Annotated in this window: 16 protein-coding genes and 1 pseudogene; 10 read left to right on the top strand and 7 right to left on the bottom strand. The window is 52.2% G+C overall.

Features of this window, described 5'->3' with window-relative positions:
- Nucleotides 1-242: 242 nt before the first annotated feature.
- The 5 genes from ACCW76_RS16365 to ACCW76_RS16345 all read right to left on the bottom strand — a co-directional run bounded on the left by ACCW76_RS16365 (nucleotide 243) and on the right by ACCW76_RS16345 (nucleotide 5340).
- Nucleotides 243-599 carry a hypothetical protein gene (locus tag ACCW76_RS16365; RefSeq protein ID WP_436339220.1) on the bottom strand — a complete coding sequence of 119 codons (357 nt, stop codon included), beginning with the start codon at nucleotides 597-599 and terminating at the stop codon, nucleotides 243-245.
- A gap of 76 nt (nucleotides 600-675) precedes the next feature.
- Nucleotides 676-1485: an SDR family oxidoreductase gene (locus ACCW76_RS16360; RefSeq protein ID WP_436339219.1), complete on the bottom strand. Its 810-nt coding sequence runs from the start codon at nucleotides 1483-1485 to the stop codon at nucleotides 676-678.
- Nucleotides 1485-2393 carry a myo-inosose-2 dehydratase gene (gene iolE, locus ACCW76_RS16355; RefSeq protein ID WP_436339316.1) on the bottom strand — a complete coding sequence of 303 codons (909 nt, stop codon included), beginning with the start codon at nucleotides 2391-2393 and terminating at the stop codon, nucleotides 1485-1487. Before iolE ends, ACCW76_RS16360 begins: the two co-directional genes overlap by 1 nt.
- 17 nt (nucleotides 2394-2410) lie before the next feature.
- Nucleotides 2411-4255, bottom strand: coding sequence for a 3D-(3,5/4)-trihydroxycyclohexane-1,2-dione acylhydrolase (decyclizing) (iolD, locus tag ACCW76_RS16350; protein WP_436339217.1), 1845 nt, complete (start codon nucleotides 4253-4255; stop codon nucleotides 2411-2413).
- 146 nt (nucleotides 4256-4401) lie between these two features.
- A complete protein-coding gene (locus ACCW76_RS16345; protein WP_436339216.1) occupies nucleotides 4402-5340 on the bottom strand; it encodes a MurR/RpiR family transcriptional regulator in 939 nt (312 codons plus the stop codon).
- Between the two features lie 417 nt (nucleotides 5341-5757).
- Between ACCW76_RS16345 and ACCW76_RS16340 the strand changes: the two genes are divergently transcribed.
- The 9 genes and pseudogenes from ACCW76_RS16340 to ACCW76_RS16300 all read left to right on the top strand — a co-directional run bounded on the left by ACCW76_RS16340 (nucleotide 5758) and on the right by ACCW76_RS16300 (nucleotide 14707).
- A complete protein-coding gene (locus tag ACCW76_RS16340; protein WP_436339215.1) occupies nucleotides 5758-7191 on the top strand; it encodes an NAD-dependent succinate-semialdehyde dehydrogenase in 1434 nt (477 codons plus the stop codon).
- Nucleotides 7192-7200: 9 nt separating this feature from the next.
- The gene (locus ACCW76_RS16335; protein WP_436339213.1) at nucleotides 7201-8019 is read left to right on the top strand and encodes an HpcH/HpaI aldolase family protein; all 819 of its coding nucleotides are present in this window, start codon (nucleotides 7201-7203) and stop codon (nucleotides 8017-8019) included.
- 1 nt (nucleotide 8020) lies between these two features.
- Complete coding sequence (locus tag ACCW76_RS16330; protein ID WP_436339211.1) at nucleotides 8021-9013, top strand: hydroxyacid dehydrogenase; 993 nt, start codon at nucleotides 8021-8023, stop codon at nucleotides 9011-9013.
- Between the two features lie 34 nt (nucleotides 9014-9047).
- On the top strand, nucleotides 9048-10043 hold the full coding sequence (gene iolG / locus ACCW76_RS16325) for an inositol 2-dehydrogenase (protein ID WP_436339209.1): 996 nt from the start codon (nucleotides 9048-9050) through the stop codon (nucleotides 10041-10043).
- Nucleotides 10044-10053: 10 nt separating this feature from the next.
- Nucleotides 10054-11229: a Gfo/Idh/MocA family protein gene (locus ACCW76_RS16320; protein ID WP_436339208.1), complete on the top strand. Its 1176-nt coding sequence runs from the start codon at nucleotides 10054-10056 to the stop codon at nucleotides 11227-11229.
- Nucleotides 11226-11380 (top strand): annotated as a pseudogene (locus ACCW76_RS16315) (ABC transporter permease); the annotation flags it as partial. The gene ACCW76_RS16320 and the pseudogene ACCW76_RS16315, both read left to right, overlap by 4 nt.
- A 98-nt stretch (nucleotides 11381-11478) precedes the next feature.
- Nucleotides 11479-12405, top strand: a complete 927-nt coding sequence (locus tag ACCW76_RS16310) for a substrate-binding domain-containing protein (RefSeq protein WP_436339207.1) — start codon at nucleotides 11479-11481, stop codon at nucleotides 12403-12405.
- 69 nt (nucleotides 12406-12474) lie between these two features.
- Complete coding sequence (locus ACCW76_RS16305; RefSeq protein WP_436339205.1) at nucleotides 12475-13527, top strand: sugar phosphate isomerase/epimerase family protein; 1053 nt, start codon at nucleotides 12475-12477, stop codon at nucleotides 13525-13527.
- A 10-nt stretch (nucleotides 13528-13537) separates the two neighbouring features.
- The gene (locus ACCW76_RS16300; RefSeq protein WP_436339204.1) at nucleotides 13538-14707 is read left to right on the top strand and encodes a Gfo/Idh/MocA family protein; all 1170 of its coding nucleotides are present in this window, start codon (nucleotides 13538-13540) and stop codon (nucleotides 14705-14707) included.
- A 209-nt stretch (nucleotides 14708-14916) separates the two neighbouring features.
- Here ACCW76_RS16300 and ACCW76_RS16295 read toward each other — a convergent pair whose 3' ends face one another.
- Nucleotides 14917-15978 carry a LacI family DNA-binding transcriptional regulator gene (locus ACCW76_RS16295; RefSeq protein WP_436339203.1) on the bottom strand — a complete coding sequence of 354 codons (1062 nt, stop codon included), beginning with the start codon at nucleotides 15976-15978 and terminating at the stop codon, nucleotides 14917-14919.
- Between the two features lie 92 nt (nucleotides 15979-16070).
- Between ACCW76_RS16295 and ACCW76_RS16290 the strand changes: the two genes are divergently transcribed.
- Complete coding sequence (locus tag ACCW76_RS16290; RefSeq protein WP_436339201.1) at nucleotides 16071-17216, top strand: phytanoyl-CoA dioxygenase family protein; 1146 nt, start codon at nucleotides 16071-16073, stop codon at nucleotides 17214-17216.
- 65 nt (nucleotides 17217-17281) lie between these two features.
- On the opposite strand, the gene ACCW76_RS16285 is transcribed toward ACCW76_RS16290, so the two are convergent.
- A complete protein-coding gene (locus ACCW76_RS16285; protein ID WP_436339315.1) occupies nucleotides 17282-19504 on the bottom strand; it encodes a membrane-bound PQQ-dependent dehydrogenase, glucose/quinate/shikimate family in 2223 nt (740 codons plus the stop codon).
- Nucleotides 19505-19633 lie beyond the last annotated feature (129 nt).

The raw sequence follows: 19633 nt of genomic DNA, 5'->3' as shown, positions 1-19633 counted from the left end.
TCAACATGTTCAGTGAGTCTGGTAAATAACCGGCAGCATTAGGGTATCGGCACGTCATTAGTCGAACATACTAACTGCATCTGAAAGGTGACATTTTCGCATGGGATTCTTAGTAAAAAAGCACTGAAAAGGTGTTATGTTGCCCCCAAATTGTTTGCTGCTTATACAGCATTAACTATCTACACGTTGTGTAACGTCTTTTAATTAAGGTGTACAGTATTACAGGCATCGTTTTAGTATTTTTAAAGTTGCAACATCACATTAGGTCTCGTTTGCGATCTGATTGAGATTTTGTTGATAAAGTTTTCTTCTTTCATTTTATTGCAAATGATCTCGCAGTTTCGCTCTAATGTGGCGACTTTGTTTTCCAGTAAATTGACTGGCGTATCTTCAATAAGCTCCAGCATATGAAATATTTCATGGCGTACATTTTCGCCAAATGTTTTATCGGCTTTGTGTTGATTTAACCATTCTGCCAACTCTGACTTTTTGTCCTGTTCATTATCGCTCAGGGCACGCCTGGTGGTTTGAATAAAGGTGATTTTAGCCAGGAAGTGCGTATAGAAATTATGAATGTCACTGAGTTGTTTGATATTCATGACCGCCTCATCAATTCAATTTATTAAAAAATACGGCTATCAGCCTGCAGCGCAGGCTGATAATTTTTAGATTAAATTAAAGTGGTGCATCTGGCGTGTCCGCCTGGTCGTATGCGCCCCAAATGGTCTGGTCATAATTGACCATGGAGCCGGTCATCAAACCTGACTCTTCGCTGGCGAGAAACGCCACGGCGCGCGCCACTTCTTCTGGCGAAATCAACCGGCCAAATGGCTGCTCCGCAGCGGCTTTTTCAAGCCAGTTTTCTTCCGCGCCGTGATAGGTACGCATGATGCGGTCTTCACCTTCTGAAGCCATCCAGCCAATATTCAGGCCATTTACACGGATGCGGTTGCGTAATAAGGCATAGGCGGTGTTACGCGTCAGCGTGGCAAGTGCACCTTTGGATGAGCAATAAGCGGCAATAAATGGCTGCCCTGCCAGAGCGGACATTGAGCAGATATTCACAATGCTGCCCTCAATCTTCTCGCGACGCATCACCTTGATGGTTTCCTGCATCAGGAAGAAGGGGCCGCGCACATTGGTGGCAAACATTTTGTCGAACAGTTCGGGATCGGTATCGAGAATGGAACCACGATCGGTCATCCCACCAGCATTCACCAGGATATCGACGCGATTGAAGATCTCATCAGTCGTGGCAATGACTTTACGGCAGTCTTCGACAGAAGAAAGATCGGCCTGAACAAATTCAACACGCGCTTTTCCTGAGGCGTTAAGTTTTGCGGCAACCGCTTTACCTTTCGTCTCATTTCGGCCGCAGATGACAACGCCCGCTGCGCCATTCTGCGCAAAGTGGTGCGCAATAGCGGCGCCCAGTCCTTGTGTACCTCCGGTGACAACGGCAACTTTACCTGCTAACTGGTTCATTACATTTTTCCTTCGACAAGTGTATATCCCGCTGCGTGAAGTGCTTTTTGCAGCGTGCCATGACCAATACGTGCATATTCAAGCGGAGGGGCTTTAGCCGGGTCCTGCTCAGCTTCCACCACAAACCAGCCCTGATAACCTAAGTTGGCCAGTGTTCGGGTCAGTTCATCAAAATCGATCATGCCGTCACCGGGTACGGTATAAACCCCCTTGAGTACCGCATTCAGGAAGCTGTCTTTATTCCAGTCGAGTGAGGAGAGCACCTCTTTCCGCACATCTTTCGTGTGCACGTGATTAATTCGTGCACCGTGTTTTTTCAGGATCTGTAACGGGTCTACGCCTGCAAACACTAAATGACCAGAATCAAAGAGTAAGCCAACATCCTTAGTGGTTGCGGCCATTAAACGGTCAATATCATGCTCGTCTTCAATTGCCGTCCCCATATGATGATGGAAGGCGAGAGGGACGCCATAGTCGGTACAGAATTCGGCAAAGCGCGACAGCTTTTCACCGTACTCACTGATTTGTTCATCGGTTAAACGGCGGCGTTGAGCCAGCGGTACGTCTTGCCTGTTCTGGATCGTGCCAGCGGTCTCGCCATAAACAAGACAGACGGCACCACACTCCCGGAATAACTGCATTTGCGGCAACGATTTCTTAATCTCGTCCTCGACGGAGTTATCAAGCAAGGTGCCCGAATACCAGCCGGAAACCAAATCCAGCTGGAACTCCCGCAACAGCGGTTTTAGCACATCGCTGGTCCTGGGAAATTTCCCGCCGGTCTCTACGCCCTGGAATCCCGCCAGACGGCTCTCAGCCAGGCAGGTCGCCAGCGGTGTTTCTCCACCCAGTTGAGGCAGGTCGTCGTTAGACCAGGCGATAGGTGCAATACCCAGTTTTGCTTTCAGCATCGTTATGACTCCTGTTAAATACCCACACGCTGGTTTTGACGTCCGGCGACATGTTCCGCGCGAGCCTGATTAACGCTATCGCGGGCACTGATTTCGGGTACGCCGACATCCCACCAGGCATCACCCGGCGTCCAGTCAAAGGGATGGGTATCAATGCAAATCACCGTGGTACGGTCGTTACCCTTGGCCCAGACAATCGCTTCCTGAAGTTCATCGAGTGAGGCGACTTTCCGTGCCAGTGCACCCATTGATTGCGCATTTGCCACGAAATCGACGTGGAAGGGTTCCTTAACGCGACAGTCTTTTAGCAGGTTGTTAAAGGATGCACCGCCTTTGGCATTCTGCAGTCGGTTGATGACCGCATAGCCGCCGTTATCGCACACCAGCAGGATAAACTTGTGTCCGGAAAGGACGCTGGAGTAGATGTCAGAGTTCATCATCATGTAGGTGCCGTCACCGATCATCACGAACACATCACGATCCTGTTCCGCCATCGCCACCCCCCAGCCCGCCGACAGCTCATAACCCATGCAGGAGAAGCCAAATTCGCAGTCAAAGGTGCCAGGATTTTTAACCTTCCAGCCTTTGACCAGTTCACCCGGTAAACCACCGGCTGCGCTGATGATGTAGTCTTCTGGTGCAGCTTGGGCATTCACTACGCCAATCACTTGTGCGTAAGTCGGGTCGTCGCTGGTCTGGGTTCTTTCCTGACGCGCGGCAATCAGCTCGTTCCAACCCGCAAACGCTTTTCGGCCACGCTCCAGCCAGGCACTGTCTGCCTTCCAACTGCCGAGGGCAGTACTCAGTTCGCTCAGGCCTTCCCGCGCATCGCACACCAGTGGAAAAGCACGGTGTTTGTGCGCATCGAAGCGCGCAGCATTCAGCGCAATAAACTGTGCTTTATCACTGAAAACGGTCCAGGAACCCGTGACGAAATCCATCAGGCGGGTACCCACTGCGATAATGACGTCGGCGTTGCCCGCCAGTTCATTCGCGGAGGTGGATCCCAAAATACCAATCGGCCCCATGTGCAGAGGATGGTCATGCGTTAAAGCGCCTTTCCCGGCAATGGTTTCCACCACCGGTATGCCGTGCGCCTGGGCGAATTGTTCAAGCGCGGCTTCTGCCTGGGAATAGCGAACGCCACCACCTGAAATAATCAGTGGACGTTTCGCGCGAAGCAGGCACACTTTTGCACGATCTAAAAGTTGCGTATCAGGGCGAGGGCGAGGCATGGAATGCACACGCGGCTGGAAAAAGGCTTCCGGGTAGTCGTAAGCCATCTCCTGCACGTCCTGACAGACGCCTATAAAGGCGGGTCCGCAGTCGCCCGGATCCAGCATGGTCGCCACCGCCTGCGGCAATGAAGAGAGGATCTGTTCAGGCCAGGTGATGCGATCCCAGTAGCGGGTCACCGATTTAAAGGCGTCATTCACGGTTTGCGTGGGGTCGTTGAAGTGTTCCACCTGCTGCATCACCGGGTCTGGCACGCGACGGGCAAAGCTATCGCCACAAATCATGAGTACCGGCAGGCGACTGGTGTGTGCGACACCCGCTGCGGTCAGCAGATTGGTGGTGCCCGGACCAATTGAGGCTGTAACCACCATGATTTGACGCCTGACCATGGCTTTAGCGAAACCCACCGCAGCAAACGCCATCGATTGCTCATTCTGACCGCGCCAGGTGGGTAAGGTATCCTGTGCGGCTTCCAGCGCCTCACCCAGACAGGTCACGTTGCCGTGGCCAAAAATTCCATAGACCCCGGGAAACAGCGGAACACGCTTCCCGTCAATTTCCGTAAACTGATTGCTCAGGTAGCGAACAATTGCCTGAGCTGTTGTGCAACGAATCGTAGCCATAATGTCACTCACTGTTATGGGACGCTTAAACAGCATCTGGGTTTCACTCAACAACGTTATTTGCCTGTTGAATACAATGGCAATAAAATTTGCAAATTTTGCGTGTAGTTATCCCTCCCCGTTAGGGGAAAAATAACCACCTTCAATCAGGCGCGAGTGCGTTTGCGCGTGGTATCCGCGCGCTGTTCCCGCTCCGTAATCGTTTCAATACGCGGTTGCTCTTTTTCCGGCTGCAGCGCAGCGGCTAAGGCCATTGCAATACTTTGTGCCAGACACACCGGTGCCGCAAGCGAACGTGAGAAGCTGTACTCTTCTTCTGGCACGGTAAACAGCACGCGCGCATTTTTGGCTAACGGCGACAAGTTGCTGTCAGTGATGGCAACGATCGGCAGCCCTCTGGCATGAACCTCATCGGAAATGGCAATCACTTCTTTGGCGTAGTGCCGGAACGCGATGGCGAACAGCACATCGTTATCGCGCATATTTTTAGCCATCTGCGGTGCCAGGCCACCCGCCGAGTCAAGCAGCACAACCCGGCGATTCAACATGGTAAAGAGGTAACGCAGCAGCATGGCAATCGGCTCTGAACGCAGCTGACCAATGATATAGATGGTATCAGCCTCTTTCAGAATGCTGGCTGCGGCGTCCAGTTCGGCGCCGCTGACGTTTTGCAGTAACTCCTGCAGCGTGGCGATATCGCGAATCACCAGGCTTTGTAAAAAGCCTGCGCTGCCTTTCTCTTCGTTTTTCTGCAAGTCGGCTTCAAGCGCATTGATACGTTCGTTATAGCCCGGCGCGGCAGTTGCCAGGCGAGACTGGAATACGCTCTGCATCTGCTTAAAACCGCTGTACCCAAACACTTGCGCAAAGCGCACCAGCACAGAGGGATGCAAACCACATTTTGCCGCCACGGCGTTGATTGACTCCAGCGCCACGGTGTTGGGGTTTTGGGTCATGTACCTTGCAGCTTGTTTGTGACGCTCAGACAATTTTGGGTAGTGCTTAGTGATGTCGTTAACAACCTGCTCATACGTCTCATGCGGCAATGGTTTCTCGGTTGTTTTGATTTTGCTCACTTTCGTCATTCTTGACTTACCTCTAAAGCATCGCCTTCATCAAATTTCATTTTCTTTCGCAATAAAAATTGCAGTGAACACTGTAATGCAATTAGTTCTAACGCATTCAGCACAGCAGTGGAAAATTTCTTCATGAATTTTGTGATTTCACTCGGAAAAAATCATTTTAATTTTTCCTTCCTGTCGAAGCCAGAAATCAAGGTTTCGATTTAATACATTGATAAATAATTAATTAAATTCTCATCTTTGTTGGATTTGAGAGATTGTCACCCGCATTGCAATTTTAATTGCTGTGATCCTATTATTGCAAATATCAGTGCTGCACGAGGACTCTTCACTCACGTTGAGGGGGTTCCTGAGCAGTTGCCATGTCATTCAGGTCGCAGGGCATAACAGCCAGACCTGATAGCGAAGGAGTGATGAATCATGTACGACAATTTTGGGCAGTTTATTGATGGCAAGTGGTGCCGCGGTAAGGGTAAGGAGCCAATTGGCGTCAGCGATCCGGGAAATGGCACATTGCTGGGATCTATCCCATCAGCTTCCGCTGAAGACACGCTTGCTGCACTGTCTGCAGCGGAGAAGGCATTTGACGGCTGGAAGAATACGCAAGCCTGGACACGCGCTGATTTATTACAGGCCGTGGCGCGTGAGATGGCAGCCACCACCGCTGAAGCTGCAATGGTGATTTCAAAAGAGAGTGGTAAACCGCTGGCTCAGGCCAAACGTGAATGGGAACTCTCTGTTGATCAGTTCGTCTGGTACGCCGAAGAGGCCCGCCGTATTTATGGCCGCGTGGTTGAAAGCCGCGTGCCAGGTGGACGTTGTGAGGTATCGCATGAGGCGGTGGGTGTGGTGGCTGCTTTTACCGCCTGGAATTTCCCGGTGGTGCTGGTGGCGCGTAAGCTGGCACCGGCACTGGCAGCGGGCTGCACCGTTGTGCTGCGTCCTTCCAGCGAAGTGCCCGGCTCAGCAATGATGGTGTTTGAATGCCTGCGCAAAGCTGGTATTCCGGCAGGGGTGGCTAATCTGGTAGTCGGTCCTACTGCAGATACTTACGAGCCGCTGATTGCATCACCGGTGGTGAAAAAAGTCTCCCTGACAGGCTCCACCCAACTGGGGCAGCAGATGATCCGCGATTCCGCTGACACCATTAAACGTCTCAGTATGGAATTGGGGGGTAACGCACCGGTGATCGTGTTTGATGACGCGGATCTGGAAAAAGCGCTCGATCTCTCGGTTGCGACTAAATTTGCCAACTGTGGGCAGGTCTGTGTGACCTGCGATCGCTTCTATGTTCATGAGTCGTTATATGACGCGTTTGTGGAAGGATTTGCGCGTCGCGCCAGCCAGCTAAAAGTGGGTTACGGTCAGGACGAGGGCACGGCGATGGGCCCACTGATTAATCCTCGTCGACTGAAAGCCATTGAAGCCATCGTCGCCGATGCACGCGAAAAGGGCGCGAAAGTGGTAAGCGGTGGTCACCGTATCGACCTCAATGGCGGGTATTTCTTTGCACCGACCGTGTTAGCCGATGTGCCGGACGACGCGCTGGCCATTGCCGAGGAGAACTTTGGCCCGATTGCGGCGATCACCTCATTTTCCAACAGTGAAGATCTCTGGTCACGCGTCAATAGCTCCGCGTTTGCGCTGTCGGCCTATGCCTTTACGCGCGATCCGGCTCGTATCCGTGAAACCGTGAAGAAACTCGAAGCCGGCATGGTCGGCATCAACAGCTACGCGCTGGCGGCGGCGGAAGTGCCCTTCGGTGGCATCAAAGCCAGTGGCATGGGACGTGAAGGCGGTAGCGAAGGTATTCACGATTATATGAACGTCAAACTGGCCCAAATTGTGGTGTAAGGAGCAGGGATGAAACTTAATAACATCAAAACACGCTGGAATGACGGCAAAACGGTCCTGAATGGCTGGCTCAGTATTGCGAATTCCTTCAGCGCCGAAATCATGGCGCAGCAGGGTTACGACTCGCTGACCATCGATTTACAACACGGATTTGTGGGCTATGACGAAGCAAAAGTCATGTTGCAGGCGATGCGTGCCAGCGGTGTGGCGCCAATGGTGCGCGTTCCCTGGCTTGAACCCGGCATCATTATGAAGGCGCTCGATGCCGGCGCATGGGGCGTTATCTGTCCAATGGTCAACACGGCCGAACAGGCGCAGCAGCTGGTCTCTTTTGTCCGCTATCCGCCAAATGGCAGCCGCAGTTTTGGCCCAACGCGCGTATCGATTTCGGAAGGGGCCGATTATGGCCAGCACGCCGATGATCATGTGGTGTGCTTCGCCATGATTGAAACCGCCGAAGCCTTCAACAATCTGGAGGCGATTGTCGCCACGCCGGGCCTGGACGGTGTGTATATCGGCCCAGCCGATCTGACACTGGGCCTGACGGGACGCAAATACCGCACGGGCTTTGATCGTGACGAACCCGAGATTGTCGATGCCATTAAACACATCGTGGAGGTAGCACACCGCGCTGGTAAAAAAGCCGGGCTACATAACGGCACGGCGACCTATGCAGCTAAGGCGGCGGAGTGGGGGTTTGATTTGGTCACCGTATCCAATGACGTTCAATTGCTGCGCTCCTCAGCGGCGGCCAGCGTGCAGCAATTCCGCGAGCTGAATGAGGGGAAATCCCAGGATAAAGGTTCTGCACAGGCGGGAGGATACTGAGATGCCAAACGTATTGGTCGCCGGAAAGATTCATGAAGCGGGGATGGAAATCCTCCGCAACGCGCCGGGCTTCACTGTCACGCTGGTGCCGGAAGTGAGTGTTGAAAGCTATGCACCTCACTTGCCGCAGGCGGACGCCTTACTCATCCGCACGCAGCCAATGACGGCAAAAGAGATTGCCAGCGCCACCCAGCTCAAAATGGTGTCACGACATGGCGTGGGCTACGACTCCGTGGACGTCGAGGCGCTGAGTGAACGCCATATTCCCCTGACCATTGTGGGTGATGTCAATTCACTCTCAGTGGCAGAACACACGCTGACCCTGCTGCTTACGCTGGCAAAACGCATTACCTGGTTTGACCGTGGCATCCGGGCCAACGAATGGAACCGTCGCAACACCTTTTCCGCCGTTGAGATCGCTCATCGTCAGCTGTTTATTCTCGGCTTTGGCCGGATCGGACGCGAAGTGGCGCGACTGGCGCAAAGTTTTCGTATGCAGGTTGCGGCCTATGACCCTTATTTGCCGGACGAGGTATTTCAACAGCAGAAAGTCGAGCGTATCACCGACATCAATGAGGGGCTGAAGCACGCTGATGCGGTCAGCGTTCATCTGCCGCTGAGCGGTGATAAGCCGCTGATTGGACAGGCAGAGTTAGCTTTAATGAAACCCGGCGCGTTCCTTATCAACACCGCGCGTGGCGGCATTGTTGATGAAGATGCGTTAGCGCAAGCCCTGGCTGACAACCATCTCGGCGGCGCAGGCCTTGACGTGCTCAAGGCAGAGCCCGCCAGCCTCAGTGATGCACTGTTGCAGCAGAGTGACCGGTTAATTCTCAGCCCGCACACGGCGGGATTAACCGAAGAGGCGGCAATGCGCATGTCCGTCTCGGCGGCGACAAATATTGTCGATTACTTCAATGGCCAGCTTGACGACAAGCTGGTGGTGAATAAGCAGGTGCTGGCACTCCAGAACCTGATGAGCCAACTGCCCTAAAAACAATTAAAACCCCTGTTACCTGGAGAGAGTCATGATCAGAGTCGCCATTCTTGGTGCCGGTCGTATCGGTCACGTGCACGCCGCAAACGTTGCGCGTCACAAAGATGCCACGCTTGTTGCCATCGCGGATCCCTTTATCAGCAACGCGCAGGCTTTAGCAGCCACCTGGGGCGGCGCGGCCATCGCCGACCCGCTGGAGGCGATTAACAATCCGGATGTGGACGCGGTGGTGATTGGTACACCGACTCATACCCACGTCGAACTGATGCTGGCAGCCGCTAAGGCAGGTAAAGCAGTGCTGTGCGAAAAGCCGGTAGATTTGGATATTCGTAAAGCTATCGAAGCCGACAAGGCGCTTGGCGATCAGCGCAAAAAAGTGATGCTCGGCTTTAATCGTCGTTTCGACCCAGGCTTTGCAGAGATCAAACAGCGTATCCAGCGTGGTGATATCGGTGATCTGCATCAGGTGATCATCACCAGTCGCGATCCGGGGCTGGCACCGATGGGCTATCTGGAAACCTCTGGTGGCATCTTCCGCGACATGGTGATCCACGATTTTGACCTTGCGCGCTGGATCCTTGGTGAAGAGCCGACGGAGGTGTTTGCCGTGGGCAGTCGCCTGTTTGAACCTGCGCTGGAAAAGCTCGGCGACTACGACACGGTTATGGTGCAGATGCGCACGGCATCAGGAAAACAGTGCCAGATCAACTGCAGTCGGCAAGCCGTGTATGGGTATGACCAACGTATGGAGGTCTTCGGATCGGCAGGGATGTTGCTGAACGACAACCTGCGTGAGACCACGGTGCGTCACTACAGCGCGCAGGAAACGGAAACCCGTGGCCCGCTGCTGAACTTCTTTATGCAACGCTATACCGACGCCTATCGCCTGGAAATGGAAGCCTTTATCGCTGCCATTAAAGAAGGTGTGGCACTGCCGACCACGGTATTTGATGGCTGTCAGGCCTTACGTCTGGCGGATGCGGCGCAACTGTCAGCAGATACCCATGCTGTCGTGAAACTCAATTAAGGAGAGCAGGATGCGTAAGCTTGGAATCGGACTTATTGGCACAGGTTTTATGGGCAAATCCCACGCGATGGCGTGGCGTGCTGCGGGATCATTTTCGGGTGACATCCAGCCGATCTTAGTCAGTGTGGCGGATATCAACGGTGAAGCTGCCGAAAATGCGGCGAACCAGTTTGGATTCAAGCGATGGACCACAACCTGGCAGGATCTGATTGATGACCCTGAGATTGATGTGATTTCTATTACATCGCCCAACCGATTCCATGCTGAGCAATCCCTGGCGGCTATTGCAGCAGGAAAAAATGTGCACTGCGAAAAGCCGCTGGCACCGGACAGCCTGATTGCCGAGCAGATGTATCAGGCGGCGGAAAAAGCAGGGGTGATGACCCAGGTGGGGTTTAACTACATCAAGAACCCGATGCTTAAGCTGGCGAAGCAGATGATTGCAGAAGGAGAACTCGGTGACATCACCGGTTTTCGCGGGATTCACGCTGAAGACTTTATGACCAGCCCTCAAGTTCCCTGGTCGTGGCGTCTGGACCCAACCGGTGGAGCCGGAGCGGTTGCCGATTTGGGAAGTCACATTCTCGGTATGGCGCGTTTTCTGCTTGGGCCCATCAACGAACTTTTTGCCGATCTGGATACGGTAGTGAAATCTCGACCTGAAAGTGCCGGCTCCACGATACTTAAGGCGGTTGAAGTTGATGATATCGCCCGCCTTACCGTGAAATTCGCACGCGGCTGTGGCGGGCACATTGAGGCTAACTGGGTCGCCTCCGGCCATAAGATGCAACTGGGTTTTGAAATCACGGGCACGCGCGGTTCGCTGATCTTCAATCAGGAGCGCTTTAACGAACTGCAGTTTTATCAGTTCGGGCAGAACGACGGACGTAACGGTTTTCGCACCATCGTAGCCGGCCCTGAACATGCACCTTACAACCTGTTCTGCCCTGCGGCAGGTCATCAGATTGGCTTCAACGATCTGAAAACCATTGAGATGCTGGAGTTCATCCAGTCTATCGCCAGCGGAAAAGTAGTCGGTCCTGATTTCAAAGAAGCTTATGAGATTCAGAAGCTGGTGGACGCCTCTCTGGTGTCATCACGCGAACGTAGCTGGGTCCGATTTAATCACGTAGAGGTGAGAAGGCAGGATGCTCAGGCGAGGCTGGAAGCCTCACTTATTAAATAACAGGCACACAAATGGGTGCCTGTATATTGGGACTTATAAAAGCGGATTTACTTTTGTAGGTATGGATGCCTGCGTCGTGGATATTATGAAAGGAATCATTATTGTTAGTGCTGTTTCTGTTGATATATATCGCAACAGAAAAACACGCTGATAATCAGCAGTCGAACTCAACCCTACGTAATAGCAGTAAATAATAACATCATCGTATCAGCTTCCCGCTGACGTTAACGACTATTGTGGAAGGATTATATGAAAAAGATCATCTTACTCTGTCTTGCTTTACTCTCAATCAGCCCGTCAGTGTTTGCTATACAGGTGGGTGTCAGTATCGCACAAATGGATGATGTATTTCTCTCTCGTCTGAGAGGATATATTATCGAGCATGCTAAGCAGTATCCTGATATGAAAATACAATTTGAGGATGGACAGGGTGCTGTTGATAAGCAATTAAGCCAGGTGCAAAGTTTTATCAGCGCTAAAGTCGACGTCATTATTGTTAACCCTGTAGATACGCAGGGCACTAAAAATATGTCTGAAGCAGCACGTAAAGCACACATTCCCATTATTTATCTCAACCGTATGCCCGCTGATTCAAAAATGGGTGATGGCGTGAGTTATATCGGCAGCGATGAAGTTGAAGCCGGCCGACTGCAAATGGGTTATCTCGCCGATATGGTGAAAGACCGTAAAAGTGTCAACGTCGCCATTATGAAAGGGCTGCTGAGTAATGATGCGACACGCTTCAGAACCCAGGGTGCGAAGGAAGTGATTGCCAAGCATCCCAATATGCACGTGGTGCTGGAAGATACCGCGAAATGGATGCGTGAGGATGGGATGAACCTGATGAATAACTGGATCCTCACCGGGCAGAAAATTGACATCCTGTCTGCAAATGCCGACGAGATGGCGATTGGTGCTGCGATGGCCATTAAGAGTAACGGACTCAACATCGGTAAAGACATTCTTGTTGGCGGTACAGATGGGGGTCCAAACGGTCTGCAGGCGATTAAAACCGGCATGCTGACAGTGACCGTGTTCCAGGATGCGAAATCCCAGGCATTTGGTGCCGTTGATATGGCAGATAAAGCCGCAAAAGGTGAAAAGCTGCAGGATATTAACTTCATTCCTTTCCAGCTCGTCACGCCGCAGAACTATCAGAAATTTATGACCAACTAAATACGATTCCTATCTGTGTCCTTCGCACCTGTGAAGTTGCAGGTGCACTTTTTTAAATCGGGAGTAGTTATGAAGACGATTAAAGGTCCTGGCGTTTTTCTGGCACAGTTTGCCGGAGACAGTGCGCCTTTTAACACGCTGGCAGGTATGGCGGGCTGGGCAGCAGAAAAAGGATTTAAAGGGGTGGAGATCCCAAGTTGGGATACGCGTTTGATCGATCTGCGTAAAGCGGCGGAAAGCCAGACTTACGTGGATGAGATTCTGGGCATACTGCATGAGCATGACCTGACCTTAACCGATTTGGCCAGTCATCTTCAGGGGCAGTTAGTTGCCTTACACCCCTCCTTCGATTTGCCAGCAGACAGTTTTGCCCCTGCGGAAGTGCGAAATAATCCTCAGGCACGTCAGGAGTGGGCGACAGAACAACTTTATCTGGCAGCAAAAGCATCGCGACGTTTCGGACTGACTAAACACGTGACTTTCTCAGGCACGCTGCTATGGCCATACCTTTATCCCTATCCGCAATGGCCAGAAGGATTGATTGAAGAGGGATTCAGCGAATTAGCGCGCCGCTGGACGCCTATCCTGAACGCCTATGACGAACAGGGGGTTGACCTCTGCTATGAGATTCACCCCACGGAAGATCTGCACGACGGACTCACCTTTGAACGTTTCCTCGAGAAAACAGGCAACCACGCGCGCTGCAATATCATGTATGACCCGAGCCATCTGGTCCTGCAGGGGATCGACTATCTCAGCTATATCGATCACTACCACGAGCGCATCAAGGCCTTCCACGTCAAAGATGCAGAGTTTCGCCCAAACGGTAAAACCGGCGCCTATGGGGGTTACCAGCCCTGGGCCAGCCGCGCGGGCCGTTTCCGTTCACCAGGCGATGGTCAGACAGATTTCGGCGCCATTTTCTCCAAGCTCACCGGTTATGACTTTGACGGCTGGGCCGTTCTGGAGTGGGAGTGCTGCTTCAAAAACTCTGAAGATGGTGCACGTGAAGGTGCGCAGTTTATCGATGATCACATCATCCGTGTAACCGGAAAATCATTTGATGATTTCTGCAAGTCTTACGCCGATCAGTCGCTGAACAAGAAAATTCTGGGCATTTAAGGAGAGCATTATGAGCAAGTCATCCCTGCAGGGGCGTCGTATTCGTTTAGGTATGATCGGCGGTGGAGAAGGCGCCTACATTGGCGGCATTCACCGCTTTGCTGCGCGTCTTGATAATGAATATGAGCTGGTGGCGGGCGCGTTCGATGTCAACGCCGAGAGGGGCCACGCGTTTGCCGCAAAGAACTACATTGCAGCAGACCGATCGTATAACGATTACACTGCAATGGTTGCGGCAGAAACGGCACGCGAAGATGGCGTCGACGTGGTGGCAATCTGTACCCCAAACTTCACTCACTTCCCGATTGCCCGTGCATTTCTGGAAGCAGGTATCGATGTTATCTGTGAAAAGCCGCTCACCACGACACTGGATGACGCCGAAGCGCTGAATGAAGTGGTACGCAGCACAGGGCGCTTTCTTGGTGTGACGTACACCTATTCCGGTTACCCCATGATCATGGAGGCACGTAATCGAATCGCTGAAGGGTTGATAGGGAAAGTGCGTACTCTGCAGGTTGAATATCCACTGGAATGGATGGCGACAGGGGTTGAATTAAACAACCAGCAGGCAGCCTGGCGCGTAGATCCGAAGAAAAACGGTCGCGGCGGTTCGATTGGCGATATCGGGACGCATGCCTATCATCTGGCGGGTTACGTCACCGGGTTAAAAGCGGAAAGTGTGATTGCCGATCTGGCGACGTTTGTCGAAGGTCGTGCGCTTGATGATAACGCACACGTCATGATCCGCTATGAAGGCGGCGCGCGCGGCATGCTGTGGTCTTCTCAGGTCGCCATCGGCTGCTCAAATTCCCTGCGCCTGCGGGTGTTTGGTGAAACCGGGAGTCTGTCCTGGTTCCAGGAACAGCCTAATGAACTGGTCTATACCCCCCTTGAAGGCTACACCCAAACGATCAAGCGCGGCCGGGATGATCTCTACGATCTGACTAAAGCGCGTACGCGTACACCCCCTGGTCACCCGGAAGGGTATATCGAAGCCTTCACCAACCTCTATAGCGGTTTTGCCTCGGCTCTGCGCGCGCGCGATCTGCAGCGTGAAATCAACGGTATCGCCGCTGCCGTTCCGCAGATTTATGACGGCCTGAAAGGCGTGGCTTTTGTCGATGCCGTGGTGGACAGCCACGAGCAGGGTAACGTTTGGATCACACCTAAATATCGATAACGCCTTAAAAAAGAGTCTTCCCCTGTGCAGAGAACCGCCGTGGTCCCTATCGACGTTGATTCTCTTAAGAGAATTGAAAAACGATTCCGGCGGGCGGCAATGCATCAGGGGATTTTTTGCTCATCATCCGGGGGCCTAAGTTTAGGCCGGTATATGGCGGTGATCTGCTGGGCGCGATTGTTTGAAGGTTGATGACCCGTTTCGCGAATTCATGAGTGCATGTTATATCGGGTGATGATATTTACTTTTGAATAAAGCGGTTGCACTTCGTTCACAGGTAAAAAGTTATGAAATTCCAAAAGCGTTTTTAGCGCATTCTGGGCATCAAGCTGTAAATTATGTTCAATTAATACATCAATTTTACCAGCTTGCATTAAGGCTCTGTTTTCACGATCGAGATCGTGTCCAATAAACGCACGGATAGTGATGCCATGTTCATCTAATGCCCTGAGGATCCCGGCATTTCCGCCCCCGACGGTGTAGACCGCTATGATCTCCTTTTCCGTTTCCAGTGCCTTGTTGACGTAATCGTACATCTGGTGGTCAATGCCATAACCGCCGGCTAATTGTACGATTCTGCAATCTGGCTTGAACTGAGTAATGGCTTTGGTAAAACCTTCACACCTCTCCATCTCTCCGGTGAAGTCCTCACTCCCCACAATCGTCGCGATAGTGCCATTCTCGGGTGATAGCCATTTCGACATGATCAACGCGGCCGCTTTTCCCGCGCTGTAATTGTCCATACCGATATAGCGCAGTCGGGCGCTGCCGGGAATATCGGTCACGATCGTCACAACAGGTACACGTTGACGTATCAGTCCCTCGATGACCGGGATCATTTCTGGCGAATGCTGAAGCTTGAGCACAATGCCATGACTGTCCACGGCACACTTCTTTATCAGCGTTTTAATCTCGGAGAAGCTCAGGTCTTCATAGCAGTGAAAACGGAGTTGAATGCGGAATGAAACGAAGCTGGATATCTGGCTGACGAAGGCTTCACGCACTAACTCACTAAATCGTTCGGGAGTATGGAGAATGACGTCAATATAAATGGTTCGCCCTTTTGCCAGGCTGGCTTTCTGCTGTAATTCGAGATCGGCTATTGCCTGACGTATCCGGTGCTCGGTTTGCGGGTGGACATTGCCCCGCTGGTGGAGAGCCCGATCAACCGTTGCCAGACTGAGGCCTGACTGTGCCGATATCTGCTTAAGCGTAAACTGCTTCATATTATGAGGTTTTTTTGAGGGGTTTTTGATGTTTTGTAAACTCAATGTAACTGCTAGCTTGTGGTGTAGCAAGCCAGTCGTTGGGCTGAAGATGCGTTAAGCAAACCCTGCAATGATTAAAATAAAATGAGGTCGTTATGTCTCCAGAATATTTCGCAACTGAGGGTCAGGTTTCTGTAGATGATTTCAAAACCTTCTGCAATCAGCGCATGAATGCTGCTGATTACCCTTTATCCGCTGCAGTGCAATCCGAGGTGATTATCTATGATCGTTCAACGTTGGAAGATGCAGCCGCCACGGACAAACGGGCAGTACTGAGTGAACTTCACAAAGCGCTTTCCTACGGGCCTGGCGTTTTTGTTGTTAAAAATCTTTTTGCTGATTTATCCGTCATCGATAGAGCTTCAGAAGCATTTGAGAAAATCATGCGTGCAGAGGCCGCTTCGAAAGTTCAGGCGGACCATTTCTCAAAAGCAGGCAACAATGGAAGGATCTGGAACGCGCTGCAAAAGCTTGGCGAAACCAGTCCTGAAATCTTTGCCGAGTACTACGCTAACCCTATGCTCAACCTAATTTGTACAGCCTGGTTAGGTCCCGCTTGGCGAATGACTTCACAGGTCAATCAGGTTCGTCCAGGCGGTGAAGCGCAGCAACCCCACCGTGACTATCACCTCGGTTTTCAGCAAAGTTCATTTGCTACTGAATTTCCCATACCGGTACAAATCCTGACGCAGTATCTGACTTTGCAGGGTGCAGTTGCCCACTCTGACATGCCGCTGGCCTCTGGGCCGACGCAGCTACTGCCTTGGTCACATCAATATGAGTTGGGATATATCGCTTACAGACGGCCTGAATTTGCCCAATATTTCGCAGAGAATTTTGTGCAGTTACCGCTGAAAAAAGGGGATGGATTATTTTTCAATCCTGCTCTTTTCCATGCTGCCGGTAACAACACTACCGAAAGTCACGTCAGGACGGCCAATCTGTTGCAGATCTCATCGGCGTTTGGCGTTCCGATGGAAGAAGTGAATCATGAAAACTTGCTTAAACTGGTGTACCCGATTTTGTTGAAAAGCCGTAAACCAGCCGATCAAACCAAGGCGTTGATCGAGGTGGCAGCCCGCGGCTACTCATTCCCGACCAATCTAGATACCGACCCGCCAGTGGGAGGAATGGTGCCTAAAACGCAGCAGCAGCTGGTTGTGGAGGCATTGGATGAGCAGTGGAGTGTTGAAAGATTTCATTCGGAACTGGATGCACAGACGTTAAAGCGAAAAGCTTGAGGATGAAAAACGGGCGCTGTTAACAGCGCCCGTTTTTTTATTTTCTGCTAAGCATCAGCTGGCAGTTAAGGGAGTGCATAAGCAATAACGTAGTCACCGCGGTTGTCATTGGTACCGGTGCGTGTCGCACCGCCAGCCACCACAACGATATATTGTTTACCGTCTTTGCCCATATAGGTCATTGGCGCACCCTGACCACCGACTGGCAGACGTCCACGCCACAGCTCTTTACCGGTATTGTTGTCAAAAGCGCGCACGTAGTAGTCGAGTGAACCATGGAAGAAGGTCAGTCCACCTTTGGTGACCAGTGGACCGCCCATCGTTGGCATACCCAGCGGGATGTTGACGCCTGGCGCCACACCGTGAATCGGTGCATCCTTGATGCTACCAACCGGGACCTGCCAGCGAGTTTTGCCTGTAGTAAGGTCAATCGCTGTCATTGATCCGAATGGTGGTTTGAAACAAGGCACGCCTAATGGCGACATAAACATTCCACGTTCTACGCCCCAAGGGGTTCCCAGCTGCTCAGAGTATTCACCTTCAGTCGTGGCCTTCAGCCCTCTGCGGTCAGCATCTTCACGTTTGATGAATTGTCCCCATTGCGCCATACGGATGTCGTTGACGATCAATGTGCCGGTAGACATATCAAGCGCACCGCCACCCCAGTTAAAGCCACCGTAGTAACCCGGGTAAATCAGCGTACGTTGTTTGTCAGAAAGCGGAGTAAATGGACCTTCCGAGCGCATCTGCTTGAATTGAATACGACAGTAAAGTTGATCGAAAATTGATGCGCCCCACATGTCACTCTCTTTCAGCGGTGTTGTACCCACTGAGATGGCTGAGAACGGTTGTGTTTCGGAAACCTGCATACCTGGCATCACATCGGTCGGCACTTTACGATTTTCAACTGGGATCACTGGCTTACCGGTGCGGCGATCCAGGACGAAGACTTCACCGCGTTTTGTCAGCTGAATGACCACTGGTGTTGTCTGACCCTCTTTGCCTGGCAGGTCATAGAGAATAGGTTGGGAGGAAACGTCATAGTCATACTGGTCAATGTTGGCGGTGCGGAAGTGCCAACGCTCCTTACCGGTTTTCAGATCAACGGCCACGATGGCATCGGTATACTCGTTCGAGTACGGATGGCGATTGCCGGTCCAGAAATCTGGCGTCTGGTTACCTGTCGGGAAATAAGCCAGACCCAGTTTAGGATCGTAAGCGGCTGTGCCCCAGAAGTTAGGCGTTTCAAGCGGGTAAGTCTCTCCTGCTGGCAGCGGGCTGCTGTCGCTGGCACCGCGTTTCGCATCCCAGGCCCACAGGATCTTACCGCTGACCACATCATATCCACGGACCACGCCGCCAGGTTCGCCCACGGTGAGGTTATCGTTAAGACGTCCACCCACCATGATCACACCATCGGCTACCAGTGGCGCAGAGGTCACGTTATAGCTACCCTGCTGGCCGCCTTTGGCGTCAGCGGGCATGTTCAGTGTCAGATCGACGTAACCCGCGTTGCCAAAGTCTTCACAGAGTTTGCCGGTTTCGGCATCCAGCGCTACGATGCGGGCATCAATGGTGGTTTCAATGATGCGTTTGCGACAGGTGGCCGCAGCGGAAACCGTCGTGGCGGCAACGCCGCCCGTGGTTGGGTTGCTAGCCGGCAACTGGTCGAGATCGGCATAGCCCAACCCACGGCATCGCTTCCAGGTCTTGTCGCTTTCAAAGATTTTTGGTTGTGGATCGAAACGCCACTTCTCTTTACCCGTTGTGGCGTCAACCGCAATAACCTTACTCAGCGGAGTACACAGATAAACGGTGTCAGCCACTTTTAACGGCGTTGTCTGATATTCAGCACCATCAATGGCAAGGTCACCTGTGCGATAGGTCCACGCGACTTTCAGGTCCTTAACGTTGGTAGTATTGATCTGTTGGAATTGAGCGAAGCGCTGTCCTAAGGTATTGCGGCCCCACGCCGTCCAGTCATCACCACTCTTATCTTCAGCCGCTTGATCAATGACTTTCACAGGGCCAGCGCTAGTATCTGCTTCCACTTCCGGATGCACGCGGAACATGTTGGCGAAGATGGTAACGAGTGAAACAATGGCCACCAGTGACACGATGACCGAAGCCATTTTAGGCAGAGCAGGGCGGCCAGCGTTATTTGTGAGAGCTTGCGAACAGATTGCGGCCAGGATGAAGACAACAAGGAAAGCGACGGTACGCGGAACTAGTTGCCAGAAATCGGTACCAACCTCAGAGAAAGCCCAGATAAGGCTAACGGCCAGCAAGATGAATGATAAATAGAGGGTCCATGCTTTAGTACGCAAAAAACCAACACCACTGACCTGCCCCCAGTATTAGATACAACCTTCAGTTAGTAATGTCGGTTGATTTTTCTTCATGCCTCCCGTTTCGCC

This window comes from Pantoea sp. C8B4, from assembly GCF_051336905.1.
Classification (GTDB): Bacteria; Pseudomonadota; Gammaproteobacteria; order Enterobacterales; family Enterobacteriaceae; genus Pantoea; species Pantoea rwandensis_B.
The sequence above is the reverse complement of the archived record's forward strand: the minus strand, read 5'-3'. Positions and strand labels throughout refer to the sequence as shown.